Consider the following 26,931-nt stretch of genomic DNA (forward strand, 5'->3'; position numbering starts at 1 on the left):
CGGTTCGCCCGCGCTTGCCGGTGCCGCTACGCACAGGCGGGCGGGTGCGGCGCGAGCCATGCGTCGAACGGCGCCTGCCCGCCGATATCGAACAACTCCAGCAGCAGCGCGCGCAACCACCGATGGCCCGGGTCCGCATCGAAGCGCCGGTGCCAGTACGCGTTCACGGGCCATTCGCTTGCGCCGGCGATCTCGTACAGCGCGCAAGGCTGCCGCGCCGCGAACGTGATCGCGACGGTTTCCGGCAGGATCAGCGCGTAATCGCCATGTTCCAGCAGCGCCGGGACCACCATGAAATCGGGCAACGCCGCGCGCACGCGCGGCATCAGCCCGTGCCGCTCCAGCAATTGCATCGACTGCGGATGCGATGTCACGGCGACCAGGCGCAGCGTGTCCGGCGCGTCGCCGTCGAGCACGAAATCGTCGGGTAGCGCGACACGTTGCGCGGTGCGGCGCGGCATCAGCAGCACGCAGCGTTCGTGCAGCAATGCGGTGCGCTGGAAGTGACTCGACGCGTCCGCGAAATGTCCGAGCGCGAAATCGATGCGCCCCGATTCGAGCGCGACGTTGAGCTGGCATTCGTCGACGTGCAGCGTCTCGATCACGGCGCCGGGTGCTCGCCGGTCGAATGCCGCGAGCAGCGTCGGCAGGAACGCGCTCGCCGCGAAATCGCTCATGTGCAGCCGAAACACGCGCTGCGTGCTGTCCGGCGCGAAGCGCGAGCCTTCGTCGAGCACGTCCTGCAGGATCGCGAGCGCCTTGTCGACCGACCCCGCGAGCCGCTGCGCGCGCGGCGTCGGCTCGACGCCGGTGCCGGTGCGCACGAACAGCGCGTCGCGGAACATCAGCCGCAGCCGGCCGAGCGCGTAGCTGACCGACGGCTGCGTGACGCCGAGCCGCAGCGCCGCGCGGCCGACGTGCCGTTCTTCGTAGACCGCACGAAACGTCTTCAGCAGGTTCAGGTCGAGGTCCTGCACGCGCAGGCCGTCGGGCGCGTCGGCGTCGGGCGACGGAGCGTCGGATCGGGCCGGTGGCCGGCCGGTTGCAGCGTGTGTCATGGTGCTTGCCTCGCGGTGACGGAAGGCGCATGGCCGTAGCGGCGCGCATACGCTTTCGCGAAATGGCCGAAGCCGTGGATGCCGTGCGCGATCAGCACGTCGGTCACGCTGCGCGCGTCGCCGCGCAGCAGCACCGCGTGCACGGCGGCGAGCCGGCGCTCGCGCACGTACGCGGCCGGCGTGGTGTGCAGGAACGCGCGAAACGCATGCTGCAGCGTGCGCGGCGCGACGCCCGCGACGGCTGCCAGCGCCGCGAGCGCGAGCGGTTCGCCCAGGTGCGCGTCGACGTAATCGCATGCGCGGCGCACGTGGGCCGGCAGCGGCGGCGTGCCGCGCGCCAGCGCGTCGCTGTACGAATGCGGCAGGTGCGTGAGCAGCAGCGACATCAGCCACGCGGTGAGGTCCGCGCCGAACGCCGCCGCCGATGGGCCGATGCCCGGTTGCGCGCCGAGCCGGCACAGGTATTCGAAGGTCGGCGGCACGAGCGCGGCGCCCGCGCCCGTGCCGCCGGCCGAGAGATCGAATTGCAGCGGCTGCGCGAGCGTCATGTGCAGCATGTCCTGCAGCTTGCGTTCGAGTGCGCCGCGTTCGAGCCGCAGCACCAGGTTGCGGCAATCGGGGCTGGTGCTCAGGCGGCTCGCGAGCGCGGGCGACGACACGGTCAGCTCGCCCGGGCCGGCGCGTGCCACGCGATGGCCCGAGCGCAGCTCGCAGGTGCCCGACAACGTCAGCCGGAACAGGAAATGATCGGCATCGTCGCCGAAGTCGATGTGCGTTTCGCGGCCGTAGCAGAGTTCGAGCAGCGCGCCGTGATGCAGCGGCACCTCGTACAGTTCCGCCTGAAACGGATCGCGGCCGCGCGCGGCCATCCGGTGCGGCCCGAGCCGGTGCGCGACCGCGCGTTCGACTTCGTCGGGCGCATGCAGCGTGCCGAGCCGGTTCGGGGCATGTCGGGAAAGGGCGATATCCATGCGCTGGCCTCGTGTCGGATGCATTGGCGCGGCGATTCCGGCGTCGCCGCGATTGCGTTGCGCGAACGGGCGTGCCGTTGCGCGTTTTGAAGCGACGCGGCGGAGCCTGCCGCGTAGTCTCGGAAACATTCACTCACCGGGAGACAACGATGAAGGTATGTGTACTGGGCGGCGGCCACGGCTGCCACGCGGCGGCGATCGATCTGTTCGAGAAGGGCCACGACGTGACGTGGTGGCGGCGCGATCGCGAACCGCATGCGCGACTGCGCGAACTTGGCGCGTTGCAGGTGACCGACTATCGCGGCAAGCGCACCGTGCCGCTCGGCGACGCGCCCGGCGCGATCCGCCTGACCGACGATCTCGCGGCCGCGCTGCGCGGCGCGCGGCTCGTCGTGGTGCCGTTGCCGGCCACGTCGCACGATGCGCTTGCCGCGCAGGTCGCGCCGCTGCTCGAAGACGACCAGGTCGTGTTCCTGCCGCCCGGCACGTTCGGCAGTTTCGTGTTCGCCCGTGCGGCTGCCGATGCCGGCAACCGCGCACGCGTCGCGTTCGCCGAGACCGGCACGCTGCCTTACCTGGTGCGCAAGCACGGCGACAACGATGTCGTGATCAGCGCCTACGCGACGCGGCTGCCGACCGGCGTGTTTCCCGCGCATGCGGCCGGCTGGGCGTTCGACGTGCTGCGTGCCGGTTATCCGTCGGTCGAGCCGGTCGAGGACGCGCTGTCCGGCGCGCTGATGAACGCAGGTCCGGTGATCCACCCGCCGCTGATCCTGATGAACGCCGGCCCGCTCGAACACTTCGATGCATGGGACATCCACAACGAAGGCACGCAGCCGTCGATCCGCCGCGTGACGAACGCGCTCGATGCGGAACGCATCGCGGTGCGTGAAGCGCTCGGCTACCGCGCGCCGCATTTCCCGCTCGCGGACCACTACGCGACCGACGGCGACGAATGGATGTATGGGCGCGGCGCGCACGGCAAGCTGACCGATAGCGGCGACTGGCGCGAGAAGATTGATTTGCGCGCGCATCGCTACATGCTCGAGGACACCCGGATCGGGTTGTCGTTCATCGTGTCGTGCGGGCGTTTCGCGAACGTGCCGACGCCGGTCGCACAGGGGCTGTTGAGCGTCGCGTCGGCCGTCACCGGCCGCGACCTGTACGCGGAAGGCCGCACGCTCGACGGGCTCGGCGTTGCCGCGCTGTCGCACGATGCGATGCGCGCGCTGCTCGATGCGGGGTACGCCGCATGACGGCCGCCACCGACGTGACGCGTGTGCACGTGCTCGGCGCGGGACGCATGGGGCAGGGGATCGCGCTCGTGTTCGCGTTCGCGGGCCTGAACGTGACGCTGATCGACTTCAAGCCCCGCGACGCGCATGCGTGGCGCGCATTCGAGGACCGCACGCGTACCGAGATCGGGCGTCCGCTGCACGCGCAGGTCGCACTGGGCCGGATCGACACGGCGCAGGCGGAGGCCGTCGTCGCACGCATCGCGCTGGTGGCGCGCGACGATGCAGCGCATGCGGTGCGCGACGCCGGCCTCGTGTTCGAGGCGCTGCCCGAAGTGCTCGACGCGAAGGCCGATGCGCTGCGCTGGCTCGGCGAGCATGTCGATGCGCGCACAACGATTGCGTCGACGACGTCGACGTTCGTTGTCACCGAGCTGCAGCGCCATGTCGCGCATCCGGAGCGGATGCTGAATGCGCACTGGCTGAATCCGGCGCTGCTGATGCCGCTCGTCGAGATCAGCCGCAGCGACGCGACCGACCCGCGCGTCGTCGCGGCGCTGGCCGCGCTGCTCGAACGGGTCGGCAAGAAGCCGGTGATCTGCGGGCCGGCGCCCGGCTACATCGTGCCGCGCATCCAGGCGCTCGCGATGAACGAGGCCGCGCGGATGGTCGAGGAGGGCGTCGCGAGCGCCGCGGACATCGACGCGGCGATTCGTACCGGCTTCGGCCCGCGCTTCGCGGTGCTCGGCCTGCTCGAATTCATCGACTGGGGCGGATGCGACATCCTGTACTACGCATCGAAGTATCTGGCCGGCGAGATCGGCCCGCGCTTCGCACCGGCCGACAGCGTCGTGCGCAACATGGAGGCCGGACGCGACGGCGTGCGCACGGGCGCCGGGTTCCACGACTATGCGCAGGTGGACGTGCCGGCATACATGCGGCAGCGTCTCGGTGAATTCGCGCACCTGCTCGATCACCTCGGGCTCGCGCCCGAGTTCGACGCGGCGCGGCGCGAACGCGGCGCCTGAACGTTGCGCGGCGCGCGGCCGTGCGGTCATGCCGCGTCGCCGCGCGAGTCGGCGGCCGGCACGGTGCGCGTTTCGCGCATCACGCACAGCGTGACGACGGTGACGAGGCCGAGCGCGACGAGGAACAGCGACACCGGCCACGATGCGTGATAGCGCGCGAGCAGCGCGGTCGCGATCAGCGGCGACATCCCGCCCGCGAAGATCGACGCGACTTCATGACCGAGCGCGACGCCCGAATAGCGCACCTCGGTGCTGAACAGCTCGCCGACGAGCGCGGGCAGCGTGCCGATCATCGCGCCGTGGCTGACTGCCGTGCCGACCGTCAGCGCGAGCCACACGAGCGGCGTCGCACGCGTGTCGAGCAGCCAGAAGAACGGGAACGCGCACGCGACGAGGCTCAGCGCGCCGATCAGGTACACCGGCTTGCGGCCGATCCGGTCGGACAGCCGGCCCCATGCGAGCATCGCGCCCATTTCGACGATCATCGCGATCATCACGCCGGTCAGCATCACGCCGTTCGGGATGCCGACGTACTTGCCGTAGACGAGCGAGAACGCGAGGAAGATGTAGGCGCCGCCGTTTTCAGCGACGCGCAGCCCCATCGCGAGCAGGATTTCCTTCGGATGGCGGCGGATGCACTCGACGACCGGCAGATGCGTGTGCGCGCCGCGTTTGCCGGCCTGCTCGAAGTCGCGGCTTTCCGGCAGGTGGCGGCGGATATAGATGCCGATCGCGAAGATGACGATGCTCGCGAGAAACGGCAGCCGCCAGCCCCACGTGCGGAACAGGTCGTCCGGCAGCGCCTGTGCGGCGAGGAACGCCGCCGACGACAGCACGAAACCGCCGCCCACGCCGAGCTGGCTCCATGCCGCGTAATAGCCGCGCTGCGCGGGCGGCGCGTTCTCGCTGATCATCAGCACGCCGCCGCCCCATTCGCCGCCGGATGCGACGCCCTGCAGCAGCCGCAGCACGACGAGCGCGGCCGGCGCCCACAGGCCGACCTGCGCGTAGGTCGGCAGCAGGCCGATCGCGAACGTCGACATGCCCATGATCAGCAGCGTCCACACGAGCGACGCCTTGCGCCCGTAGCGGTCGCCGATGTGGCCGAACACGATGCCGCCGAGCGGGCGCGCGACGAAGCCGAGCGCGAACGCCGCGAACGCGGCGAGGCTGCCCGCGAGCGGCGATGCGCCGGGCGGAAAGAACACGTGGCCGAACACGAGCGCGGCGGCCGTGCCGTACACGAAGAAGTCGTACCACTCCATCGCGTTGCCGGCGACGGAGGCGATGACGATCCGGCGAAGCTGCCGGTCGGCGAGCGGCCGGGCGGCGCTCGGGGATTGCACGGTATCGGTCGGGTACATGGCGGACTCAGAAGGGGGCGGGCGCGTGCCGTCTTTCGGATCCATGCGGCACTGCGGGCTAGTGTTGTCGGCGCTGCCGACCCCGGTCAAATCCGCAGAAAAAGGGGAGTGTCATCACTCCCGCTGATGATGGGGGCGTACCCGCCTCACGATCAAGATCGGAAAAATCGTATTCATCCCATAGGCGACGCTGTATTTCCGCGTTATCAATCTCGTTCCACGTGATATGCGAGATCGCTGATGAAAAATGCACAAGGCCATGAAATGGTTCGCTTAGGAGACGCCACTGACCACGGCGGCGAAGTGATCGAGGCGGCCGGCGATTTGAAGCATATGGGAGTTGCCGTTGCGCTGGACGGTCACGCAGTGAAATGCCCCCGATGCGGCGGCGTGTTTCCACTATTGGCAAGCGGTTCGCGCAAACATCGCGGCCGGCGCGTCGGGTTTCACGGCGACAAAACCGCTTGCGGTGCGACCGTCATCGGTCAAGGCACAACGGGGGCGGTGTAAATGGCGATGTTTCCTCAAGCTCGCACGCTGTCACTCTCGGGCGAGGCGCTGCCGACCTACGGCATGGAGGCCCTACCAGTATTCGTTCCCGTACGCTTGCAGGGCACTGAATCCATCGGCCGAATCGATGAATGCCGCTACCTCGTCACGCTGCGAACCGACGACGCCTATGCAGTCTCCCCCAGTCGCACCGCTGATGTTGATCTAGACAAATTGGTTGGCACGGAAGTCACCGTGTCGATCCAGCTTGAAGGCAAAGGGCAGTTCATTCCGGGGCTCGCTGGTGCCGCTGGACTGGGCAACATCGGTGCGGGCACGCGCGAAATAACGGGACTGGTTGAAGCCGCCCGCATCGCCGGTCAGGATCGCGATGCAATCCTGTACGAACTGGAACTGCGCCCATGGCTCTATCGCGCGACACTGACGAAGGATTGCCGCCTGTTTCAGGATATGACCGTCGTTGAAATCACCGATGCGGTGCTGTCGAAATATCCGTATCCCGTCGACAAGCGTCTGGGTGCATTCCTGGGCGTCTACCCGACACGCGACGTGCAGCGGCAGGCGTTTGAATCGGATTGGGCGTTCCTGCAACGCCTATGGGAAGAATGGGGGATCTGGTGGTGGTTCGAGCATGACGACGGTCATCACCGTCTCGTCTTGTGCGATTCCATGGGCGGACACCAACCGCACGGAAAGGCCTACGAAACGCTGCGCTATCTGCCGCCCGATGGTCAGCGTATCGATGAGGAACACATTCACGCGCTGTCCGTGACCAGCCGCCTGACGCCCGGACGCGTGACCGTGACGGATTACGACTACACACGCCCGCGCGCCAATGTGGCCGCCACGGTGGACGACCCTCGCTCGACCGCGAGCGCTGACGGAGAGATTTACGGTTGGGGCGATTACAGTCAGCCGCTCGCGGGCGCGCAAGGTCTGACGGGCCAGCCGAACGATACGGCTCGTGAATCGCGTCACTTCGCAAACGTTCAACTTGAGGCGCAGCGTTGCGCGGGGCGGCGCGCGAACGGGAGAGGGAATCTGCGCGGCCTGACGGTCGGATACACCTTTACGTTGACCGGCTATCCGCAGCAGGCCGCGAATCGTGAATACCTCGTCGTGTCGTGTACGCTCGACATCGAGGAAGTCGCGGGGCGGACCGGCGGCGCGCAGACCTATCGCGTTGACGCGCAATTCGAATTGCTGCCGACGAACGAACCGTTCCGCCTGGAACGCGGCGTTCGCAAGCCCGTCATGAGCGGACCGGAGAAGGCCATCGTCGTCGGCCCTGCCGAACAGGAAATCTGGACGGACCAATACGGCCGGGTCAAGGTGCAGTTTCAATGGGATCGGCAGGGCCGGCACGACGAGCATTCGGGTATCTGGCTGCGCGTGCTGTCGCCGTGGCAAGGCGCGGACATGGGCGCGACGTTCCTGCCGCGTATCGGCCATGAAGTGGCCGTGTCGCACTATTACGGCGACCCGGATTTGCCGGTGATTATCGGCAGTGCCGTCAACGCGTTCCGCCAGCCCGCGCTGGACCTGCCGCACAATCATGCGCTGTCGGTGCTGCGCGGCAAGGAGCTTCACGGCACCGCATCAGGTCATCTCGCCATCGACGATACGCGAGAGCAAATCCAGACGCAGATCGCCAGCGACGCGGGCACGTCGGTGCTGAGTCTCGGCAACCTTCGGCGCATCACGCGGAAGAAAGGCCGTGCCGACGCGCGCGGCAAAGGCTTCGATCTGCGCACCGACGACTGGGGCGTTGTCCGGGCGTTGAAGGGTTTGTTCGTGTCGACGGACGGCCAACCGGGCGGCCCCGGCCACGCCAAGGACGCCAAGGAGGCAATGGGTCGGCTGACGCAGGCGCGCGAACTGCAGGAAAGCCTGACGAATCTGGCGCAACAGCACGACGCACAGCAACGTGGCACGGACCAGAGCGATGTCATCCGTGCAATCAAGGCGCGTAACGATGCGATTCGGGGAACGCCGTCCGGCGGCGCGGATGACTTCCCGGAACTGACGGAACCGGACATTGTGATGGCCGGGCCGGCGGGGATCAGCCTCGCGGCCGAGCGTAGCGCCCATATCGCGAGCGGAGAGGATGTCGCGATCACGAGCGGCCGGCATGTCGGGATTGCCGTGGGGCGTTCGCTGTTCGCGAGCGTGTCGAATGCGTTCTCGCTATTCGTGCACAAGGCGGGCATGGCGCTTGTCGCCGCAGCGGGGAAAGTGCGCATCGAGGCGCGGACCGATGGTATCGACGTAACCGCCAAGAAGGCAATCCGGATCACGAGCACGGCCGACAGTATCCACCTGCATGCGGCAGAGGAAATCGTGCTGCACGCCGGCAGTACGGAGGTTCGCATCAGCGATCGGGGTTACGTGGTGCGGACGGCCGGCGAACATACGATCTATGCCGGCAGTCATCAGACAGACGAAGGGCAGGTGCGACCGATGCGCCTGCCGGTCACACCCGACAATCCGGGGCAGTATGCGGCGCACTTCGTGCTGTTGGAGCATGACAGCGGGTTTGCGCTGCCGAACCAGCCGTACCGGGTCACGCTCGACAACGGACGCGTGATAGAGGGCGTGAGTAACGCGCTGGGCGAAACGGATGTGGTGACGAGCCACGACATCGCGTTCGGCACGGTGGAGCTGCTGGCGGCGAGCGACCCGGACAAGGTGATTGCGGTGAACCGGGCAGCCATCGTGCGCGACAACACGACGCCCTACACCGCCCAAGCGCCGAACGCCGACAAACGCACCACGACGATCAAGGGCAAGAAGGTCAGCACCCCGGAACAGGGGGCGACGTCCGCGAGTCAGCCGGCCGCGTTCGCGAGCTGCGATCCGCTCAACTTCGGGTTGCGCTTCCATCATTTCATCGATGGGGCTAAACAGGACGATACGCCTCCGGACATGCCGGTGCGCCGGGATGTCGAGTATCCGGTGACGAAGGCCTATACGGCGGCGATCAAGAAGGCGCTTACCGGGATCGAGTGGGGCAAGTTCAATACGTCGTTGAGCGGCGAGATATCGGACGAGGCGAAGGAAAGTATCGCGCTCGCGGTTGGCAATGTATTGAATACCGCCCTTGCGGCCGGGCCATTTGGATTGCCAAGAGGTTCTGCAAGTGACCCGATGAAGTCAAATGGTGCGACTCCCAAGATCGATATTGTTAATGAAACGGAAGGTGCTGCCAAATACAACATGCGCCCGGATGTCAGTGCGTCATTTGTTGGCAGATACTGGGTAATAGCTATCCAGGAGAGAGAAGTAGCGAAAATCGTAACGTCATCGAATAATGCGACCGCCTTGGATGGTGCCTTGAAGGCATTCGCGGATTTGCTTTATCACGAAGCGCGACATTGCCAGCAGGCGTTCTGGATGATGGCGCTATTTAGGCAACATCCATCCGATTACGCAATGTTTTCCCATGCAACAAAAGTTTACAAGGACAGCACGCGCGCGGATGTCTTCAACGGAGCTCAAAAAGCTGTTATCCCAGATGACGTGCGCGTGATGGCGGGGTTGCATCGCATGTTGATATTTAATTATTACTGGATGATTTCGCATATGCAAAATCAGGCGGGAGGAGTCTATATGAAACCCGATGTGCCGATCGCACAGGCTGAGGTGTGCAAGCTGTTGAGAGTGTCGCCAGAAACGGCGGCCAAGATGGTGAATTTCGAAGAAGGTTACCGGAGCCAGTTACATGAGGAAGATGCTTATGCGTGTGCAGAGGTGGTGCAAGCCTATTGGGACCGCCCTGATCGTGCTTTCGTGCGCAACCCCGGTACATGCACTGGAGAATACGATGCTTCACTTAACGCCATTGGGGGACGGATTTAAAATGCAGACGACCGCCGAAGAGCAGCGTGCCATGCTGAGCACCATCCTTAAAACAGCAATGGCGATTCTGCGCGATGATGCACCATACGATCCCGAACATATTGTCTTCGGAGCAAATTACACAACGTGGACGCATCCTCCCGCAAAAGGATTTCTTTATAAATATGCAAATCGTGCGCTGCACGGGACGAAGATTGAATTTTCCACTGGCGACGATCCGGAGGATTATAGTGAGGATCGCGATAAGGTGAAAATCGTTCCGGCTGGGGTAAGAATTGTCGTGGATGCAAGGGTTGCCAATCTATCTGACACGGAAATCAAATCGCTCCTCCAGCTAGAGGACTATTGGGTTGATGGGGATGGAAATCGTGAATATGGGAATGAAATAACGACGCGCACTCCCGACGCCCCCAATTTGCAGTCCTTTCGCTACCGATCAAAAGATATTGCAGGGAGTAAATTCCCGATCGACGTCGATCTTGGTTACATCAATCCGGTGGATGGATCATTTCCGCAGCGATTGTGGATAGTCGAGATACGCCGCACATACAAGATTTTGACACCGGAGGAACGCGAACAGCGCCGCTTGGAAGAGCAGCAAGCGAAGCGCCACAAATACGGGCTGATGAATCTGTGTACGGGGATGCTGTGCCCTGAAACGGGGATCTGGCAGGGATACACGAAAACTTCCAGTTCAGATATTCATATGATCCGGAAGGGGCATAAATTCCCCGATGTCCGCACGCTAACCCCTCGGGAGCAAGCGGAGCGAAACCAGTACACGAACTTGTTTGAGCCGGGTCGGTGGATGTGGGTGAAGGAATACGTGGAGCCGGAATGGATGAAGGAAGGCTGACCTGGAAATCGCAGCATGGGCAGCCCGACCGTATACCCACGCGAGCGCTCGGCCGCGGATCACGCGTGTAGTCGTGTGCGCTGGACGGGTCATGGATGTTCGACCTGAAGCCGCGCGCGATCTCAACATATCCCGGTGTATCGCTTCTGGCTTTCACGCAATGTGGCAGCGCGCTCAGCGACACGTCGCTCAACGCCTTGCCACGTGGAGTGCCATCACTCCCGCAAATGATGGTCGGCGCGTTACCCCACGCTCTCCCGCAACAGCGCGATCATCCGCTGCGCGAGCGGCGGCACGTACGCCCCCGCCCGATGCATCGCGCCGATGCGCCGCCCCAGTTCTAGTTCGCCGTCCCGCAGGTCGAGTGCGCGCAGCCCGGTTGCCTGGCCGAGCGCATCGGCGCCGCCGACGCACAGCAGCGACGTGCCGTGCAGCAGCTGCAGCAGCGAGGTGTTGCCGAAATCGGTCTCCACGCGCAGGCGTGGCGGCGGCAGCCCGCGCGCGCGGAATGCATCGTCGATCCGGTGCCGCACCGGAATCGTCGTTTCCGGCAGCAGCCATTCCTGGCCGGCGAGATCCGCGAGCGTGAGCGCGCGCTTGCGCTGCAGCGGGTGGGCCGAGTCGGCGAGCACCGTCAGCCGGTCGTCGAACAGCGCGATGGTGGCGAGCCCGGCATCCGGCTGCTGCGGTTCGGGCGCGACGACGAGGTCGAGTTCGCCGGCTTCGAGCAGGTCGAGCAGTTCGCGCGCGAGCCGGCAGCGCAGCCGCAGCCGGGCGGCGGGCCGCTCGCGGATCAGTTGCCGGCACGCGCCGAGCACGAACGCGTTCGGCACGGTCGGCGAATAACCGATCCGCACGACGCCCTGCTCGCCGCCGCGGATCGCGCGCATCTCCTGCATCGCATCGTCGAATTCGAGCGCGATCCTCTGCGCGCGGGCGATGAAGCGCGCGCCGGCCGACGTCGGCGTCATCCCGTTCGCGGTGCGCTCGAACAGCGTCACGCCGACCTGCGCCTCCAGCCGCTGCACGGCCTTGGTCAGCGCGGGCTGCGACAGCCCCAGCGCCTCGGCCGCCTTGCCGATGCTGCCGTGCCGCTCCACGGCCAGCAGGTATTCCAGATCGCGCGTGTCCATCGGTGGGATTCCTGTCGGTTATGACTTTATATCCAGTTATGCATTGTGGTGATGCCTTGGCATCTTACAGACTGGCGGCACTGTTCGACCAGGAGATTCACTTTGAGCTTCACCTACTTCCTGCGGCGTGCCGCCCGCTATTGGGGCAGCCAGCCCGCCGTGATCCACCGCGATCGCGCCGTCACGTATCGCCAGCTGGACGAGCGCTCGACGCGGCTCGCCAACGCGCTGCGCGGCCTCGGCTTCGCGCGCGGCGAGCGCATCGCCGTACAGGCGCGCAACTGTATCGAGCTGGTCGAGATCGAATGCGCGCTGTACAAGGCCGGCCTCGTGAAGGCCGCGCTGAACCCGCGCTTCACGGCGACCGAAGCCGCGGACGTCGTCGGCAACTGCACGCCCGTCGCGTACATCGGCGGCCGTGGCTACACGGACTACACGCCCGATTCGCCTGGCTTCGGCTCGGTCGAGCGGTTCGTGTCGCTCGACGGCGCGGTGGCCGGCTACCTCGACTACGAAGCGTTGGTCGCGAAGGGCAGCGATACGGCGCCCGACGACACACCGGCGCCCGACGATCTCGCGGTACTGCATTTCTCGTCCGGCTCGACGGGGCGCATCAAGGCCGCGATGCAGAGCTACGGGAACCGGCTCGCGTCGCTGCGCAAGATCGTGCTCGGGATGGACCGTCCCGCGCAGCCCGGCGACCGCCTCGCGCTGATCGGTCCGGTCACGCATGCGTCCGGGATGCTGATGCAGCCGTACCTGTTCTGCGGCGCGACGCTGGTGCTGTTCGACGCGTTCGAGCCCGCGCATTTCCTCGCGGAAGTGGCGCGCCAGCGGATCACGCACACGTTCATGGTGCCGGCGATGGTCAACATGCTGCTGAATGCGCCCGAACTCGCGCAGGCCGACCTGCGCAGTCTGAAGGTGCTCGGCTACGGTGCGGCGCCGATGGCGCCCGCGCGCATCGAGGAAGCCTGGGCGCGCATCGGTCCCGTGCTGTCGCAGGGTTACGGCGCGAGCGAATCGACGTCGGGCGTCACGCGGCTCAGCATCGCCGATCACGCGTACGCGCTGCTGCACGACCGCGAGCGGCTCGCGTCGTGCGGCCGGGCGCTCGGCGAGACCGAGGTGCGCGTGGTCGACGCAGCCGGCCGCGAAGTCGAAGGCGATGCGATCGGCGAGATCGTGATTCGCGGCGCGGACGTGTTCCAGGGCTACTGGAACGCGCCGGCGCTCACGCGCGAGGTGCTGGTCGACGGCTGGCTGCATACGGGCGATCTCGCACGCACCGATCGCGACGGCTTCATCTATCTGGTCGACCGCAAGCACGACATGATCATTTCGGGCGGCTTCAACGTGTATCCGACCGAAGTCGAAGCGGCGCTGTACCGGCATGCGGACGTGCTCGAAGCGTGCGTCGTCGGCGTGCCCGACGACAAGTGGGGCGAGGCCGTGAAGGCCGTCGTCGTGCTGCGCTCGAGCCGCGTCGCGCAAGCCGCCGATCTCGTCGCGCACTGCCGCGCGCAGCTTGCCGACTACAAGTCGCCGCGCTCCGTCGATTTCGTCGCGGAGCTGCCGAAGAACGCGAGCGGCAAGATCGCCCGCAAGCTCGTGCGCGAACCGTACTGGCGCGGTGTCACGCGCCGCGTCAACTGAAGGAGCCCGCCATGTTCGATCATCTGCAACGCCCCGAATTCGTCGCGCTACGCGCGGCCGTGCTGCGCTTCGTCGACGACGAACTGCGCCCGATCGAGCGCGATCTGCAGCTCGGCGCCGAGGACGTGTGGCCGCGCGACGTGCTGCGTCGCGTGTGGCAGCGTTCCGCCGCGCTCGGCTTCTATACCGCGAGCCTGCCCGTCGAGATCGGCGGACAGGGCCTGTCGATCGCCGAGGTATGCGCGCTGAAGGCCGACCTCGCCGCATGCGGCGCGGCGCTCGCGCCGCACGTGCTCGGCGAGCTCGGCGGGCCGCCGCGCATCGGCAACATGCTGAAGTACGCGACGCCCGTGCAGCTCGAGCGATATTTCAAGCCGGTGATGCGCGGCGAGAAATCGACCTGCTTCGCGCTGACCGAACCGCATTCGGGCTCGGATGCGATGAGCATCCGCACGACGGCGGTCGAGGACGGCGATTCGCTCGTCATCAACGGCACCAAGCATTACATCAGCGGCGCGCCGTTCGCCGATTTCGCGATCGTGATGTGCGTGACCGATGCGGCCGCAACGCCGCCGCAGATCACGGCCGTGCTCGTCGATCTCGACCTGCCCGGCGTGAGCGTTCAGCACGAGTACGTACCGATGTCCGGCCAGCACATCGACGCGGACATCCGCTTCGCCGACGTGCGCGTGCCGCGCGAGAACGTGTTCGGCGGTGTCGGCAACGGGTTCAAGCTCGGCATGTCGCGCATCAACGTGAACCGGTTGCTGCATTGCCCGACGATGCTCGGCCTCGCCATGTCCGCGTATCGCGCGTCGCTCGACCATGCCCGCACGCGGCGACAGTTCGGTGGCCCGATCGCGCGGTTCCAGGCGATCCAGCACATGCTCGCCGACATGGCCGCCGCGCTGTGGGCGTGCGAAAGCATGATCGCGCACACGGCCGCGCTCGCCGACTCGGGCGCCGACCTGCGGATGAAGGCGTCCGCGTGCAAGCTGTACGTGTCGGAGCGCTGCTTCGAGGTTGCGGACAAAGCCGTGCAGATCCACGGCAACGTCGGCGTGACGCGCGGTCACCCGGTCGAGCAGACGTTCCGCAAGCTGCGGATGTTCCGGATCCTCACGGGCACCAGCGAGATCCAGCGCAACGCGATCGCGAAGGCGATCCTCGAGCCGGCCGGCGCGGGGCGTGACGCATGACGGCCACCGGCGAAGCAGAAGGCGCACGTGATGCGTGGTCGGCCACCGCAGGCGAGGCGCCAGCGTGGTCGTGCCTGCGAGGCGTGCGGATCGTCGATGCCGGCCAGTTGCTGCCCGGGCCGCACACCTGCGCACTGCTGCGCCAGCTCGGCGCCGACGTGATCAAGGTCGAGCCGCCGGGCGGCGACGCGTTGCGGCACTTCGGCGGCGACACGTTCGCGCAGTTCAACCGCGGCAAGCGTTCGATCGTGCTGGACCTGAAAACACCGGACGGCCGCGCGCGCTTTCTCGAACTCGTGCGCGATGCCGATGCGGTGGTCGAAGGCAACCGGCCCGGCGTGATGGCGCGGCTCGGACTCGATTACGCGACGCTGGCCCGCGTGAACCCGCGCGTCGTGCTGTGTTCGATCACCGGCTACGGGCAGGACGGCCCGTATGCGCATCGCCCCGGCCACGACCTGAATTTCCTTGCCGACGCCGGTTACTGGTCGGTGCCCGCGCAACTGCACGACACCGTCTCGCGGCCGCGCGTGCGGCTCGCCGATCATGCGGCGGCGCTGCATGCGGCGCTCGCGCTCGCGGTCGCCGTGATGAGCGCCCGCGCGAACGGGGTCGGCCAGCATCTCGACGTCTCGATTCACGACGCGATGTTCGCGTGGACCGCCCCGGCCGCGTGGGCGCTGCGCATGGGCCGCGATACGCCGGACGCCGCCCGCTGGGTGATGCCCGACAACGACCTGTTCGAGACCGCCGACGGGCGCCACATCGTGCTCGCGACGCTCGAGGACAAATTCTGGGCCGCATTCGCCGACGCGCTCGGCGATGCGTATCCGGCGCTGCGCGACCCGTGCTTCGCGCAGCGCGCGGGCCGCCAGCAGCATCGCCACGCGCTCGGCGCGCTGCTGCGCGCGACTTTCGCGGCGCGCACGCAGGACGACTGGATGCGCACGCTCGGCGCACTCGGATTGCCGGTGTCGCGCGTGACCGATGCCGGCGCGGTGTTCGACGATCCGCACGTGCGGGCCCGCGGCGTCGCGCGCGAGGTGGCGGCCGACGGCACGCTCGCGGTGCGCTTCCCGGTGAAATTCTCGCTGGGTTTGCCGGACGGCGACGACCGCGTGCCGGCGCCCGGCGAGCACGGCGGCCGTTAGCGCGACGCACCGGCCGGCCACGATAACGAAACAGGAGACAGCCATGACGAATGGTGCGCAGTACCGCCCCGGACGGGCGTGGTCCATCGCGACGATGCTCGCGCTGATGATGCTGGTGAATTTTCTCGACAAGGTCGTGCTCGGCCTCGTGTCGGTGCCGATGATGCGCGACCTGCATCTGAGCCCGACGCAGTTCGGCGTGATCGGCGGCAGCATCAACTGGCTGTTCGCGGTTGCGGCGGTCGCGGGCGGCATCGCCGCGAACCGCTGGCCCGCGAAATGGCTGCTGTTCGCGATGGCGGCCGCGTGGGCGCTGCTGCAACTGCCGATGCTCGCCGCGGGCTCGATCTGGGTCGTCATCGCATGCCGCGTGCTGCTCGGCATGGGTGAAGGGCCTGCCTCGCCGGTCGCGACGCACGCGATCTACAAATGGTTTCCCGACACGCGGCGCAATCTCCCGGTCGCGCTGCTGCACCAGGGCAGCGCGCTCGGCCTGCTGATCGCGGGGCTGTCGATTCCGGTCATCACGACGCACTGGGGCTGGCGCGCGAATTTCGCGGTGCTGGCGCTGCTCGGCGTCGTGTGGTGCATCGGGTGGGCGCTGGTCGGCGAGGAGGGCACGCTGTCGCGCGCACCCCACGCGGCCGGCGGCGACCGCGTGCCGTACGGACGGTTGCTGACCGACCGCACGGTGCTCGGCAACTTCCTCGGCCATTTCGCGGCGAACTGGATTCTCGCGATGACGCTCACGTGGATGCCGACCTACCTGCAGCTCGGGCTCGGCTTCGACCCGCACGCGGCCGGGCGCATGTTCGCGCTGTTCGTCGCGGTCACGTCGCCGCTCAGCCTCGCGCTCGCGTGGCTGTCGCAGCGCCTGCTCGCGCGCGGCGTGCCGTCGCGGCACGGACGCGGCACGTTCATCGCGGTCACGCTCGCCGTCGCCGGCGCGATGCTGGCGCTGCTGCCGGTGCCGGAAGTGCCGCGCGCGGCGAAGCTCGTGCTGCTGACGCTCGGCAGCGGGCTGACGTTGACGATGTACTCGATCGGCCCCGCGATGCTCGCCGAAGTGACGCCGGACGCGCAGCGCGGCGGTGTGCTCGCGCTCAGCAACGGCTTCGCGTCGCTCGCGGGCCTCGGCGCGCCGGTCGTCACGGGGATGCTGATCGAGGGCGCGGGTGCATCGGTCGCGCGCGGCTTCGAACAGGCGAGCGTCGTGTGCGGCGTCGTGCTGATCGCATGCGGTGTGCTCGGCGTGTGGTGCCTCGATCCGCAGCGCTCGCTGCGGCGCCTCGCCGGTGAAGCGGAATCCGCCGTGCCGCCGGTCGGCGCGTGCGGCCGCTGACGCAGCACCCCGCAGCACCCCGCATCGTATTCGCCGTGCGGCCCGCTTGCCGGGCGGCGGCGCCATTCGCAGGAGCGCAGTACCACGATACGCCGTGCAACGACACGGCAGGAGGAGACACATGAAGAAGATGATCGCAGCCGCGCTGGTCGGCGCGCTGTGCGGGAGCGCGCACGCGCAGTCGAGCGTCACGCTGTTCGGCCGGATCGGCGGCGGCGTGCGTTGGGTCAACGGGCTGCCTGGCGGCAGTCAGGTCGGTTTCAACAACAACATCATCGCGGGCAACGAATTCGGCATTCGCGGCAAGGAGGATCTCGGCGGCGGGCTGAAGGCGCTGTTCGTGCTCGACGGCGCGTTCAATAGCGGCACCGGTGCGCTGAAGACGTCCGGCACGCTGTTCTCGCAGGCCGCGTATGTCGGCCTGTCCGGCGATTTCGGACGCGTGACGGTCGGCCGCCAGTTCAACGCGGCCGAGGATCTCGGCATCGCGCTGGACCCGCTCGGCGGACGCGGCCAGTCGCTCGCGGTCGAACCGGGCGTGCTGTTCGACGGCAACTTCTTCACGCTCGACTCGCGCTTCAACAACACGATCAAGTATCTCGGGCAGGCAGGCGGCCTGCGGTTCGGCGCGAACTATTCGCCCGGCGGTGTCGCGGGCAGCTCGCATGCGGGCACCAGCTATTCGACGGCCGCGATGTACACCTACTCGGACCTGATGGGCGGCGTGTCGTACGCGAAGACGTACAGCCCGGACGGCTCGCAGTCGGCACGGACGATCCAGGCGGGCGGCACGCTGCAGCTCGGCCGTACGCGCTTCTACCTGAGCTATGCGTCGCTGAACGTGAGCGCGAACAAGGCCGGCGCCACGTCGCGGCGCGACGATATTCCGTCGTTCGGCGTCGTCGTGCAGCCGCTGTCGTCGGTGCAGTTGAGCGCGGCGGCGTTCTACGATCGCGCGCGCAATCTCGGCAACGTGCCGGGCGCGGACGGCAACAAGCTGACGACTTACGCGATCGCCGAGTATTTCCTGTCGAAGCGCACCGAGTTGTATGTCGAGGTCGACCGCAACGGGATGACCGGCGCGTACATGCGCGACCCGGCGACGATCGCGGCGCTGAACCTGCGGCGCGGCGCGAGCGCGACGACCGGTGTGTCGATCGGCCTGATGACGCAGTTCTGACCTGGCCTTCTCAACGATCTTTCCGGAGTGTGATCCGATCATGCGTACTTCATCACGACTCATCGCGGGGCTGCTGACGGCGGCATGCTGGAGCGTCGCCGCCGATGCGCAATCCGACGCCGCGAGCGCGGCGGTCCCGGCATCCGTGGCCGAATCCGATTCCGTGCAGGCGCCTGCGTCGGCCGCGCTGTCGCCGGCGCAACGCAAGGCGGCCGACCGCAAGCTCAAACGCAGCGTCAGCACAGCGCTTGCCCGCACGAAGAACCTGAACGCGACGCGCATCCTCGTGCGCGCGCGCGACGGCAGCGTGACGCTCGCCGGCTCGGTCACGGATACGACGCAGGCGAGCCTCGCGGTATCGGTCGCGCGGCGCGTCGCCGGTGTCGCGTCGGTCGCGAACCTCCTGCGTATCGACGGCCAGCAACCTTGATTTCCGTTCCATTTTCATCAGGAGGCATGATCCAATGCAATTCGATCGACGCTTTACGGTTGCCCGGCGCACCTGCCGGCTGGCCGGCGCCGTCGTGCTGGCCGGCGGGCTCGCGCTCGCCGCAACCGCATCCGCGGCAACCGGCACCGCGGCGCCCGGCGTGATGCAGGGCTTTCCGCCGCCGGCCGACCGGCTCGTCGACAAGGCGAACGTGTTCACGCCGACGCGGCTGCGCTGGGCGCTGAGCAACACGCGGCTGCTCGCACCGACGGCCGGCATCCGGCACGCGGCCGCGCCGATGCCGCTGCCCGGGCAGCCGACGCCCGGTCTCGATGCGCTGCCCGTGACGATCGGCGGCGAGACGCTGACGCTCGACGCGTACCTGTGCGCGACCCATACCGACGGTTTCATCGTCGTGCAGCGTGGCCGGATCGTCTACGAGCGCTATTTCGACGGCTTCCGTCCCGACCAGCCGCACGCTTGGGCGTCGATGACGAAATCGGTGACCGGCCTGCTCGCCGCGCAGATGATCGCGTCGGGCGAGCTCGATCCGGACGCGCCGCTGTCGCGCACGGTGCTGGAACTCGCCGACACGCCGTTCGGCAGCGCCACGCTGCAGCAGAACCTCGACATGGAAGTGCCGACCGCATACGCACCGGGTATCCCGCCCGATCTCGGCCTGTTCGGCGCGGTCGGGCTGGTGCCGCACCGAGAGGGTGCGCCGGCCAGCATCGTCGATTTCCTGCAGACCGTGCGACGCGTGCCGGATGTGACGCCCGGCAGCACGTGGTTCTATCAGAACGGTTCGCCGGAAGCCGTCGCGTGGGCGATGCAGCGCGCGACCGGGCAATCGTGGAGCGCGCTGGTCGAACGGTGGCTGTGGCGCGATTTCGCGGAAGACGATGCGTACGTGGTCGTGGACCGCAATGCGATGGCGATGGCGAGCGGCGGTCTGTACACGACGCTGCGCGATGCCGCCCGTTTCGCGGAACGGGTGCGCACCGGGCTCGGCGGCGCGAGCGGCACGCTGCCCGCCGCGACGATTCGCGCGGCGCTGCAGCCTGCGCACAACGCGGCGCTGTTCGCGACGGGCAACGTGGTGCCGGGCAAGGACGGCTATGCGTATCGCGACTACTGGTACCAGGTGAACGACGGCGACGGCTCGTTCGCGGCGGCGGGGCGCTTCGGCCAGTCGATCCTGGTCGATCCGAAGACCGCGCTGACGATCGTGAAGTTCTCGTCGTCGCCGGACTTCGCACCGCGCTCGCTCGATGCACAACGTGAAGCGGCGCGGCCGCGTGCGGCGCTCGAGCGCGGCGATGCATTGAGCGCGGTGGCGCGCGCGCTCGCCGAGCGGCTCCGCTGATTCCATGGCCGGCGCGCCATGCGCCGGCTATTCGGGAAAACCGCATACGCGCCGCGCGCGTTGCCGTTTCGTCAGCTTGCTTACACACGCCATTCACGTCTGAGCAAGGCGCGCCGCGTCCGGCCTGCCTGCTTCCTTTCGTTTGTCTTTCGGGGCCGTGCCGGCCCCGCGCATTCCCCTCCGTTTGCCCTTCCATTCGATTTTCAACTGTCGACCAGTTGAACATTTCATTTCTTGATGCGATTGCGGCTGGATACCATCCGGAAACTGTCTATACAACTCGATCGGGCGCGTGGGCAGGATCAATAAAACACAACACAACATCGACAACCAGGTTTGGAGAGGAGATGACGGAGATGGTGCGAATGATGGGTGGGAAGACGGGCGTCGCGTGCATGAGCGCGGCCATCGCGATGCTGTTTGCAGGTGCCGCGCATGCGCAGTCGTCGGTGACGCTGTACGGGATCGTCGACGCCGGCGTGACCTACACGAACAACGCGAAAGGCCATGCGCTGTGGCAGTTCACGGGCGGCAACGAATCGGGCCCGCGCTGGGGCCTGCTCGGCACCGAGGATCTCGGCGGCGGCTTGAAGGCGAACTTCCGGCTCGAGAACGGCTTCAACGTCGCGAACGGCGCGCTCGGCCAGGGCGGCCGCATGTTCGGCCGTTCCGCCTGGGTTGGCCTGAGCGGCGCGAACTGGGGCGCGGTGACGCTCGGCCGCCAGTACAACTCGACGCAGGACATCCTCGGCTCGCTGCAGATGAGCAGCTTCCTCGCGCAGTACTCGACGCACCCGTTCGACAACGACGACATCAACAACACGTTCCGCATCAACAACGCGGTCAAGTACATCTCGCCGACGATCGCCGGCCTGCAGGCGAACCTGGTGTACGGGTTCTCGAACTCGACGGGCTTCTCGAACGACAACAGCTGGAGCGCGGGCGTGACGTATGCGAACGGGCCGCTGAATGCGGGCGCCGCGTATGCGCGGATGAATCACCCGGCGGCGAGCGCGACGGGCGCCGTTGCATCGGACAACTACTTCCCCGCATCGGCATCGGTATTCGGCGCGGGGTTGTCGAGCGCGGTGCGCCAGCAGATCTGGGGCGCGGGCGGCAGCTACGCGATCGGGCAGGCGACGCTCGGGCTGTTGTATACGGGCTCGAATTTCGGCCAGGCGACGGGCGGCGCGCTGCGTTTCAACAACTACGAAGGCAGCCTGCGCTACATGATCACGCCCGCGCTGATGGCCGCGGCCGGCTACACCTATACGAAGGTCGCGCGCGGCGACGACAGCGGCCACTATCAGCAGGTGTCGGCCGGTGTGCAGTACCTGCTGTCGAAACGCACCGACGTGTACGTGAACGGCTTCTATCAGAAGGCGTCGTCGGGTGTCGGCAGCGCGTGGATCGACGGCACCGACAGCCCGTCGTCGACGACGTCGCAAGTGGCGGTGGTGGTCGGCATCCGCCAGAAGTTCTGATGTTCTGACGCGTTCGCGCGTCTTCCGGAGGAGACTCGAATGAAATTCAAACTGTTGCTGGCGGCGCTGCCGTTCGTCGGGATGTACGCCGGCGGCTCGATCGCCGAGGTGCGGCCGCTGCTGTTCGGGCTGCCGTTCCTGCTCGTGTGGAACCTGATCTGGATGGCCGCCACCGCCGCGATCCTCGCGATCCTGTTCCACCTCGACGAGCGCGACACGGCGCGTGACGGCCGCACGGGAGACGCGCGATGAACGCCTCGATCATCATCATCGCGGCGTTCGCCGTGTTCGCGCTCGCGATCGGCGTGAATGCGCGGCGCGGCCGCACGCTCACGCTCGAGCAATGGGCGGTCGGCGGGCGCGGCTTCGGTTCGCTGCTCACGTTCCTGCTGATGGCCGGCGAGGCGTTCTCGACGTTCTCGTTCCTCGGCGCGAGCGGCTGGACCTACAGCAAGGGCGCGCCCGCGTTCTACATCCTGTCGTACGGCTGCCTCGCGTGCGTGATCGGCTACTGGATGCTGCCGGCGATCTGGCGCTACGCGAAGGCGCGCGGGCTCGTGTCGTTCGCCGATTACTTCGCGTCGAAGTACGACAGCCGCGCGATCGGCGTGCTGGTGTCGATCGTCGCGGTGTTCGCGATGGTGTCGCTGCTGATGATCCAGTTGCGCGGCCTCGGCGTGATCGTGTCGGAGATGTCGTACGGGCTGATTCCGCAGGCGGCCGCGATCTGGATCGCCGCGACGCTGATGGCGGTCTACATGGTCGTGTCGGGCATCCACGGCTCGGCGAGCATCGCGATCTTCAAGGACGTGCTGATCCTCGCGATCGCGATCTTCCTCGGCCTGTATCTGCCGATGCATTACTACGGCGGCCTTGGCGAGATGTTCGCGAAGATCGACGCCGCGCATCCGGAGCTGCTGCGCATGCCCGAGCACGGCTTCAACCTGAGCTGGTACAACTCGACGATCCTGCTCACGTCGCTCGGCTACTACCTGTATCCGCACGGCTTCACCGCGATCTACGTCGCCAAGGACGAACGCGCATTGCGCCGCAACGTGATCCTGATGCCGCTGTACCAGGTGCTGATCGCGTTCCTGTTCCTCGTCGGCTTCGCGGCCGTGATGACGGTGCACGGGCTCGAAGGCGCGCAGACCGACCTCGCGTTGCTGCGGCTGGTCAAGCAGACGTTCCCGGCGTGGTTCGTCGGGGTCGTCGGCGGCACGGGCCTGCTGACCGCGCTGGTGCCGGGCTCGCTGATCATGCTGAACGCGTCGACGACGATCGCACGCAACATCTACCGCGAAGGCTTCGCGCCGAATGCGACCGACCGCGAGGTGACGCGCGTCGCGCGGATCGCGCTGCCGATCTTCACGCTGGTGGTCGTGTACTTCGTGCTGCGCGGCGGGGCGACCTTCGTCACGCTCGCGATCTTCTCGTCGAGCCTGCTCACGCAGCTCGTGCCGATGCTCGCGTCGAGCTTCCTGAAGCGGCCGTTCGGCACGCGGGAAGGCGCGTTCGCGGGGATCGTCGCCGGTGCGATCGTGATCGCGATGACCAGCTACTATGGCGTGACGCTCGCGTCGCTGTTCCCGGGCGCATCGAGCACGATCACGTCGATCAACCCCGGGCTCGTCGCGCTCGCCGTGAACGCGGTGGTATTCGTCGCGATCAGCGCGGTGCAGCGCAAGCTGAAGGCGCGGATCGCCGCGCCGGCCCGCTCCGCGTGACAACCCATACGACATGCAGTTGCCGAGCCGCCGGGCTGCCGCCCGGCGGTTTTTCCATGCGACGGCACCCGACTCATTTCGAATCAGAACAGGACACCCAGCGATGACTACCGAGGACAAGCGCGAAGCAATCGACACCCTGATCGCAAACGGCTGCGTGATCACGATGGATCCGCAACGGCGCGTGATCGAGAACGGCGCGGTGGCCGTGAAGGGCGATCGCATCGTCGCCGTCGGCGACACGGCCGGGTTGCAGGCACGCTACCGCGCCGCGCGCACGATCGACGCACGCCGCAAGGCCGTGCTGCCGGGCCTGATCGATTCGCATGCGCACGCGGGCCACGCGATGCTGCGCACGATCGGCGGCGCGGACGGCGATGCATGGTCGGCCGCGGCCGAAACGATCTATACGCGCGCATCGGACGAAGCGTTCTGGGAAACCGAATCGCATCTCGCGGCGCTCGAACGCCTGAAGGCCGGCGTGACGACGGGCGTGTCGCTGCTCGGCGGCGGCAACTCGATCATGCGCGTCGACGATCCCGTCTACGCGCGACGTCATTGCGACGCGGTGGTGCGAACCGGCACGCGCTCGATCGTCGCGGTCGGCCCGTCGCGGCCGCCCGCGCCGCGCGCATACACGCGCCACACGCCGGACGGCAGCGACACGCGCGACATTGATTTCGACACGATGTACGGCGTGTGCGAAGCAATCGTCGACGCGTGCCACGGCGACGCCGACGGCCGGATCCGGATCGCGCTGACGCTGCCCGTGTACGGGCCCGAGCACGACCCGGAGCTGGCGCAGTACGAACAGGATTTCCGCGACCAGGCAGCCCGCTACGGCGCGCTGGCGCGCGAGCGCGGCTTGACCTTCACGCAGGACGGCCACCGCGCCGGCACGCTCGCGTTCGCGCATCGCGAGCTGGGGCTGCTCGGCCCGACGTCGTTCATGTCGCACAGCATCGACCTCACCGACGACGATATCGCCGCGTGCGTCGAAACCGGCACCGCGATCATCCACAACCCGAGCGCGATCATGTCGATCATCGGCCGCTGTCCGGTGCCCGAGCTGATCGATGCCGGCGTGACGGTGGCGATCGCATCGGACGGCGCCGCGCCCGATCGCGGCTACGACATGTTCCGCCACATGTGGCAGTGCATGCATTACCACCGCCGTCACTTCCGCGATCCGGACGTGCTGCCGCACGGCAAGGTGCTGGAGATGGTGACGATCGACGCGGCGAAGGCGCTGTCGCTCGATCGCGAGATCGGTTCGCTCGAAGCCGGCAAGCTCGCGGACGTCATCCTCGTCGACCTGTTCCGCCCGCACATGATGCCGATGAATATGCCCGTGTATCGCGTGACGTGCTTCGCGAACGCGGCCGACGTGTGCATGACGATGGTCGGCGGCCGGGTGCTGATGGAGGATCGTCGCGTGTTGTCGGTCGACGAAGGCGAGATTCTCGAACGCGTGAACGAAGTGGCCGAGCTGATGATCGAGCGTAGCGGGTTGCGTCATCTGCTCGACGAGCCGAAGACGCTGTGGGGGCGCAGTCACTACTGAGCGACCGGCCGCGCGGTGATGTATCGGCAGGCTCGGGCCCGATGCGGCCCGCGCCTGTCGCATCACGCCGCTATCGCATCGCGCAGACGAAATTGCGCGACGGCATCGCTGAGCCGCGAGCCCTGTTCTTCAAGCGACAGCGCCGCGGCCGCCGCCTCTTCGACCAGCGCTGCATTGCGCTGCATCGTCTGTTCCATCTGGATGACCGCCGCGTTCACCTGTTCGATGCCCGACGATTGCTCGTCGAATGCGATGCTGGTTTCGTTCATGATCGCATTGACGCGCTCGACCGCGGCCACGAGTTCGGTCATCGCCGAACCGGCCCGCGCGACGAGGCCGCTGCCGTCTTCGACGCGTTGCGCCGAATGGCCGATGAGCTCGCGGATTTCCTTTGCCGCCGCCGCGCAACGCTGCGCGAGCCCGCGCACTTCGGTCGCGACGACCGCGAAACCGCGCCCCTGTTCGCCCGCCCGGGCGGCTTCGACCGCGGCGTTCAGCGCGAGGATGTTGGTCTGGAACGCGATGCTCTCGATCACGCCGACGATGCCCGAGATCCGTGCGGAGCTGTTCGAGATCGCCGACATCGTTTCGACGACGCGCTGCATCGCGTCTCCGCCGCGCGACGCGATGCCGGCCGCGCCTTGCGCGTAGGTACGGGCATCGCGTGCGTTGTCCGCGTTCTGGCGCACGGTCGCGGTCAGTTGCTCCACGCTCGCGGCGGCCTGCTGCAACGACACCGCCTGCTGCTCCGTGCGTGCGGACAGATCGACGTTGCCGCTCGCGATCGTGCGGACGTCGCCGACGATCGTCTCGGTGCTCGTGCGAACCTGGTTTACCGTGTCGACGAGACCGTCCTGCATCCGCTTCAGCGCGCCGAGCAGATACGCCATTTCGTTTTCGCCGGGAATGACGACGGTGCCGGTGAGATCGCCTTTCGAGATTCTGTCGAAATGGTCGACGGCGAGATGGATCGGCTCGATGATCGCCTTCGCGAGCACGCGCTGCGCGAAGAAGCCGACGACCAGCGCGAACGCGGCGACCGCCGCCATCGCCCACACGATCCGGTGGAAACGTTCGCCGGCCGCGTCGTAGCGGGCCTTCTGCCGTGCGACCTGGAACGATTCCAGCGCGTCGATGGCGTGCTGGTATGCGGGGAACAGCGCGGGCGGCGCGGTGCGCTGCGTGTCGAGGAAGTCGAACGCATTGTCCTGGTCGAGCTGCGCGAGCGCCTTCAGGAACACCTGGTCGAGCAGCGCGCGGCGGTTCGTCTGCAACGTATCGACCAGCCGCTGCTCGTCGGCGCTGCGCGCATGCAGCCGCGAGTACGCGTCCAGTTCGTCGTTGCTCTGCTTGAGGAGCGTATGGAGTTGCGCGATCTCGTCCTTGGCCGGCTGGCCCGCGCTGATGATCCGGGCGACGTCGCTGACGCGCTCGCGCAGCACGAGCATGCGCTCGGAGCTGGTTTTCAGGTGCAGCAGCGAAGCGGTATCGTCGCGATACATCGCTTCGAGCGAGCCGTTGCCTGCATAGAGCGCGGCGATGCACGCGCCGACGACCAGCACCAGCAGAACGGTATAGCCGGCGACGGTCGCGACGAGGCCACCGCGGATAGTGAGTTTTCGCATGACGTTCCCTTGCCGGCGGCCCGAAGGGCGGCCGACGGCGGATGTGGATTCATTCCGGATCACGAACGACGCGCGCCGCGATACCGCGCGGCGCGCCTGGGCTGCGAACGGGTTAACGGCGGGGAGGGTGTGGAAGTTTTATCCGCACGCGACGCGAATCTGAACGATTGCGACCGCGCGGGCGCGCGCGATGC

The 26,931-nt window shown here is 67.2% G+C and carries 21 protein-coding genes; 16 read left to right on the plus strand and 5 right to left on the minus strand.

The features are described from left to right. Positions 1–26: 26 nt before the first annotated feature. On the minus strand, positions 27–1,058 hold the full coding sequence (locus BX604_RS32295; RefSeq protein WP_098554842.1) for a LysR family transcriptional regulator: 1,032 nt from the start codon (positions 1,056–1,058) through the stop codon (positions 27–29). Beyond that, positions 1,055–2,029 (minus strand): AraC family transcriptional regulator, encoded by a 975-nt coding sequence (locus tag BX604_RS32300; RefSeq protein ID WP_098554843.1) that lies wholly within the window; start codon positions 2,027–2,029, stop codon positions 1,055–1,057. The genes BX604_RS32295 and BX604_RS32300 overlap by 4 nt, the downstream gene beginning before the upstream one ends. Before the next feature lie 149 nt (positions 2,030–2,178). Here BX604_RS32300 and BX604_RS32305 point away from each other — a divergent pair, with 149 nt between their 5' ends. Next, positions 2,179–3,285, plus strand: a complete 1,107-nt coding sequence (locus BX604_RS32305) for an NAD/NADP-dependent octopine/nopaline dehydrogenase family protein (protein ID WP_098554844.1) — start codon at positions 2,179–2,181, stop codon at positions 3,283–3,285. Then, positions 3,282–4,292, plus strand: coding sequence for a 3-hydroxybutyryl-CoA dehydrogenase (locus BX604_RS32310; RefSeq protein WP_098554845.1), 1,011 nt, complete (start codon positions 3,282–3,284; stop codon positions 4,290–4,292). Before BX604_RS32305 ends, BX604_RS32310 begins: the two co-directional genes overlap by 4 nt. 26 nt (positions 4,293–4,318) lie before the next feature. Here the strand turns inward: BX604_RS32310 and BX604_RS32315 are convergent, their stop codons facing one another. After that, on the minus strand, positions 4,319–5,656 hold the full coding sequence (locus BX604_RS32315; RefSeq protein ID WP_098554846.1) for an MFS transporter: 1,338 nt from the start codon (positions 5,654–5,656) through the stop codon (positions 4,319–4,321). Between the two features lie 240 nt (positions 5,657–5,896). Between BX604_RS32315 and BX604_RS32320 the strand changes: the two genes are divergently transcribed. The 3 genes from BX604_RS32320 to BX604_RS32330 are packed head-to-tail and all read left to right on the plus strand — an operon-like array spanning position 5,897 to position 10,880. Further along, on the plus strand, positions 5,897–6,166 hold the full coding sequence (locus tag BX604_RS32320) for a PAAR domain-containing protein (RefSeq protein ID WP_098554341.1): 270 nt from the start codon (positions 5,897–5,899) through the stop codon (positions 6,164–6,166). Further along, positions 6,167–10,024 carry a type VI secretion system Vgr family protein gene (locus BX604_RS32325; RefSeq protein ID WP_098554847.1) on the plus strand — a complete coding sequence of 1,286 codons (3,858 nt, stop codon included), beginning with the start codon at positions 6,167–6,169 and terminating at the stop codon, positions 10,022–10,024. It begins immediately after the preceding gene. A 1-nt stretch (position 10,025) separates the two neighbouring features. Continuing rightward, positions 10,026–10,880: a hypothetical protein gene (locus BX604_RS32330; RefSeq protein WP_098554848.1), complete on the plus strand. Its 855-nt coding sequence runs from the start codon at positions 10,026–10,028 to the stop codon at positions 10,878–10,880. 242 nt (positions 10,881–11,122) lie between these two features. On the opposite strand, the gene BX604_RS32335 is transcribed toward BX604_RS32330, so the two are convergent. Continuing rightward, positions 11,123–12,013: a LysR family transcriptional regulator gene (locus BX604_RS32335; RefSeq protein WP_098554849.1), complete on the minus strand. Its 891-nt coding sequence runs from the start codon at positions 12,011–12,013 to the stop codon at positions 11,123–11,125. A 102-nt stretch (positions 12,014–12,115) separates the two neighbouring features. Here BX604_RS32335 and BX604_RS32340 point away from each other — a divergent pair, with 102 nt between their 5' ends. From BX604_RS32340 to BX604_RS32390, 11 genes are all read left to right on the plus strand, one after another. Beyond that, positions 12,116–13,669: an AMP-binding protein gene (locus tag BX604_RS32340; protein ID WP_098554850.1), complete on the plus strand. Its 1,554-nt coding sequence runs from the start codon at positions 12,116–12,118 to the stop codon at positions 13,667–13,669. An 11-nt stretch (positions 13,670–13,680) separates the two neighbouring features. Continuing rightward, the gene (locus tag BX604_RS32345; RefSeq protein WP_098554851.1) at positions 13,681–14,868 is read left to right on the plus strand and encodes an acyl-CoA dehydrogenase family protein; all 1,188 of its coding nucleotides are present in this window, start codon (positions 13,681–13,683) and stop codon (positions 14,866–14,868) included. Continuing rightward, complete coding sequence (locus tag BX604_RS32350) at positions 14,865–16,019, plus strand: CaiB/BaiF CoA transferase family protein (protein WP_098554852.1); 1,155 nt, start codon at positions 14,865–14,867, stop codon at positions 16,017–16,019. The genes BX604_RS32345 and BX604_RS32350 overlap by 4 nt, the downstream gene beginning before the upstream one ends. A gap of 43 nt (positions 16,020–16,062) precedes the next feature. Further along, positions 16,063–17,361: an MFS transporter gene (locus BX604_RS32355; protein WP_098554853.1), complete on the plus strand. Its 1,299-nt coding sequence runs from the start codon at positions 16,063–16,065 to the stop codon at positions 17,359–17,361. Between the two features lie 121 nt (positions 17,362–17,482). Further along, positions 17,483–18,541 carry a porin gene (locus tag BX604_RS32360; protein WP_098554854.1) on the plus strand — a complete coding sequence of 353 codons (1,059 nt, stop codon included), beginning with the start codon at positions 17,483–17,485 and terminating at the stop codon, positions 18,539–18,541. 40 nt (positions 18,542–18,581) lie between these two features. Further along, entirely contained in the window at positions 18,582–18,971 is a 390-nt protein-coding gene (locus BX604_RS32365; RefSeq protein ID WP_098554855.1) for a BON domain-containing protein, read from the plus strand. A 34-nt stretch (positions 18,972–19,005) separates the two neighbouring features. Further along, a complete protein-coding gene (locus BX604_RS32370; RefSeq protein ID WP_098554856.1) occupies positions 19,006–20,337 on the plus strand; it encodes a serine hydrolase domain-containing protein in 1,332 nt (443 codons plus the stop codon). A 356-nt stretch (positions 20,338–20,693) separates the two neighbouring features. Continuing rightward, positions 20,694–21,821 carry a porin gene (locus BX604_RS32375; protein WP_098555216.1) on the plus strand — a complete coding sequence of 376 codons (1,128 nt, stop codon included), beginning with the start codon at positions 20,694–20,696 and terminating at the stop codon, positions 21,819–21,821. A gap of 39 nt (positions 21,822–21,860) precedes the next feature. Continuing rightward, positions 21,861–22,073, plus strand: a complete 213-nt coding sequence (locus BX604_RS32380; protein ID WP_098554857.1) for a DUF3311 domain-containing protein — start codon at positions 21,861–21,863, stop codon at positions 22,071–22,073. Beyond that, the gene (locus BX604_RS32385; RefSeq protein WP_098554858.1) at positions 22,070–23,548 is read left to right on the plus strand and encodes a sodium:solute symporter family protein; all 1,479 of its coding nucleotides are present in this window, start codon (positions 22,070–22,072) and stop codon (positions 23,546–23,548) included. The genes BX604_RS32380 and BX604_RS32385 overlap by 4 nt, the downstream gene beginning before the upstream one ends. A gap of 103 nt (positions 23,549–23,651) precedes the next feature. Further along, on the plus strand, positions 23,652–25,112 hold the full coding sequence (locus BX604_RS32390) for an amidohydrolase family protein (RefSeq protein ID WP_098554859.1): 1,461 nt from the start codon (positions 23,652–23,654) through the stop codon (positions 25,110–25,112). Between the two features lie 62 nt (positions 25,113–25,174). Here BX604_RS32390 and BX604_RS32395 read toward each other — a convergent pair whose 3' ends face one another. Continuing rightward, positions 25,175–26,737: a methyl-accepting chemotaxis protein gene (locus tag BX604_RS32395; protein ID WP_098554860.1), complete on the minus strand. Its 1,563-nt coding sequence runs from the start codon at positions 26,735–26,737 to the stop codon at positions 25,175–25,177. Positions 26,738–26,931 lie beyond the last annotated feature (194 nt).

Source organism: Burkholderia sp. JKS000303 (assembly GCF_002563755.1).
GTDB classification, from domain to species: Bacteria; Pseudomonadota; Gammaproteobacteria; order Burkholderiales; family Burkholderiaceae; genus Burkholderia; species Burkholderia anthina_B.

Bases quoted from the DNA above. Each gene is read 5' to 3' on its own strand.
- BX604_RS32295 (WP_098554842.1), bottom strand. From the start codon at position 1,058: ATGACACACGCTGCAACCGGCCGGCCACCGGCCCGATCCGACGCTCCG.
- BX604_RS32355 (WP_098554853.1), top strand. From the start codon at position 16,063: ATGACGAATGGTGCGCAGTACCGCCCCGGACGGGCGTGGTCCATCGCG.
- BX604_RS32390 (WP_098554859.1), top strand. From the start codon at position 23,652: ATGACTACCGAGGACAAGCGCGAAGCAATCGACACCCTGATCGCAAAC.
- BX604_RS32335 (WP_098554849.1), bottom strand. From the start codon at position 12,013: ATGGACACGCGCGATCTGGAATACCTGCTGGCCGTGGAGCGGCACGGC.
- BX604_RS32300 (WP_098554843.1), bottom strand. From the start codon at position 2,029: ATGGATATCGCCCTTTCCCGACATGCCCCGAACCGGCTCGGCACGCTG.
- BX604_RS32360 (WP_098554854.1), top strand. From the start codon at position 17,483: ATGAAGAAGATGATCGCAGCCGCGCTGGTCGGCGCGCTGTGCGGGAGC.
- BX604_RS32305 (WP_098554844.1), top strand. From the start codon at position 2,179: ATGAAGGTATGTGTACTGGGCGGCGGCCACGGCTGCCACGCGGCGGCG.
- BX604_RS32365 (WP_098554855.1), top strand. From the start codon at position 18,582: ATGCGTACTTCATCACGACTCATCGCGGGGCTGCTGACGGCGGCATGC.
- BX604_RS32385 (WP_098554858.1), top strand. From the start codon at position 22,070: ATGAACGCCTCGATCATCATCATCGCGGCGTTCGCCGTGTTCGCGCTC.
- BX604_RS32350 (WP_098554852.1), top strand. From the start codon at position 14,865: ATGACGGCCACCGGCGAAGCAGAAGGCGCACGTGATGCGTGGTCGGCC.
- BX604_RS32370 (WP_098554856.1), top strand. From the start codon at position 19,006: ATGCAATTCGATCGACGCTTTACGGTTGCCCGGCGCACCTGCCGGCTG.
- BX604_RS32380 (WP_098554857.1), top strand. From the start codon at position 21,861: ATGAAATTCAAACTGTTGCTGGCGGCGCTGCCGTTCGTCGGGATGTAC.
- BX604_RS32330 (WP_098554848.1), top strand. From the start codon at position 10,026: ATGCAGACGACCGCCGAAGAGCAGCGTGCCATGCTGAGCACCATCCTT.
- BX604_RS32310 (WP_098554845.1), top strand. From the start codon at position 3,282: ATGACGGCCGCCACCGACGTGACGCGTGTGCACGTGCTCGGCGCGGGA.
- BX604_RS32375 (WP_098555216.1), top strand. From the start codon at position 20,694: ATGGTGCGAATGATGGGTGGGAAGACGGGCGTCGCGTGCATGAGCGCG.
- BX604_RS32395 (WP_098554860.1), bottom strand. From the start codon at position 26,737: ATGCGAAAACTCACTATCCGCGGTGGCCTCGTCGCGACCGTCGCCGGC.
- BX604_RS32345 (WP_098554851.1), top strand. From the start codon at position 13,681: ATGTTCGATCATCTGCAACGCCCCGAATTCGTCGCGCTACGCGCGGCC.
- BX604_RS32325 (WP_098554847.1), top strand. From the start codon at position 6,167: ATGGCGATGTTTCCTCAAGCTCGCACGCTGTCACTCTCGGGCGAGGCG.
- BX604_RS32320 (WP_098554341.1), top strand. From the start codon at position 5,897: ATGAAAAATGCACAAGGCCATGAAATGGTTCGCTTAGGAGACGCCACT.
- BX604_RS32315 (WP_098554846.1), bottom strand. From the start codon at position 5,656: ATGTACCCGACCGATACCGTGCAATCCCCGAGCGCCGCCCGGCCGCTC.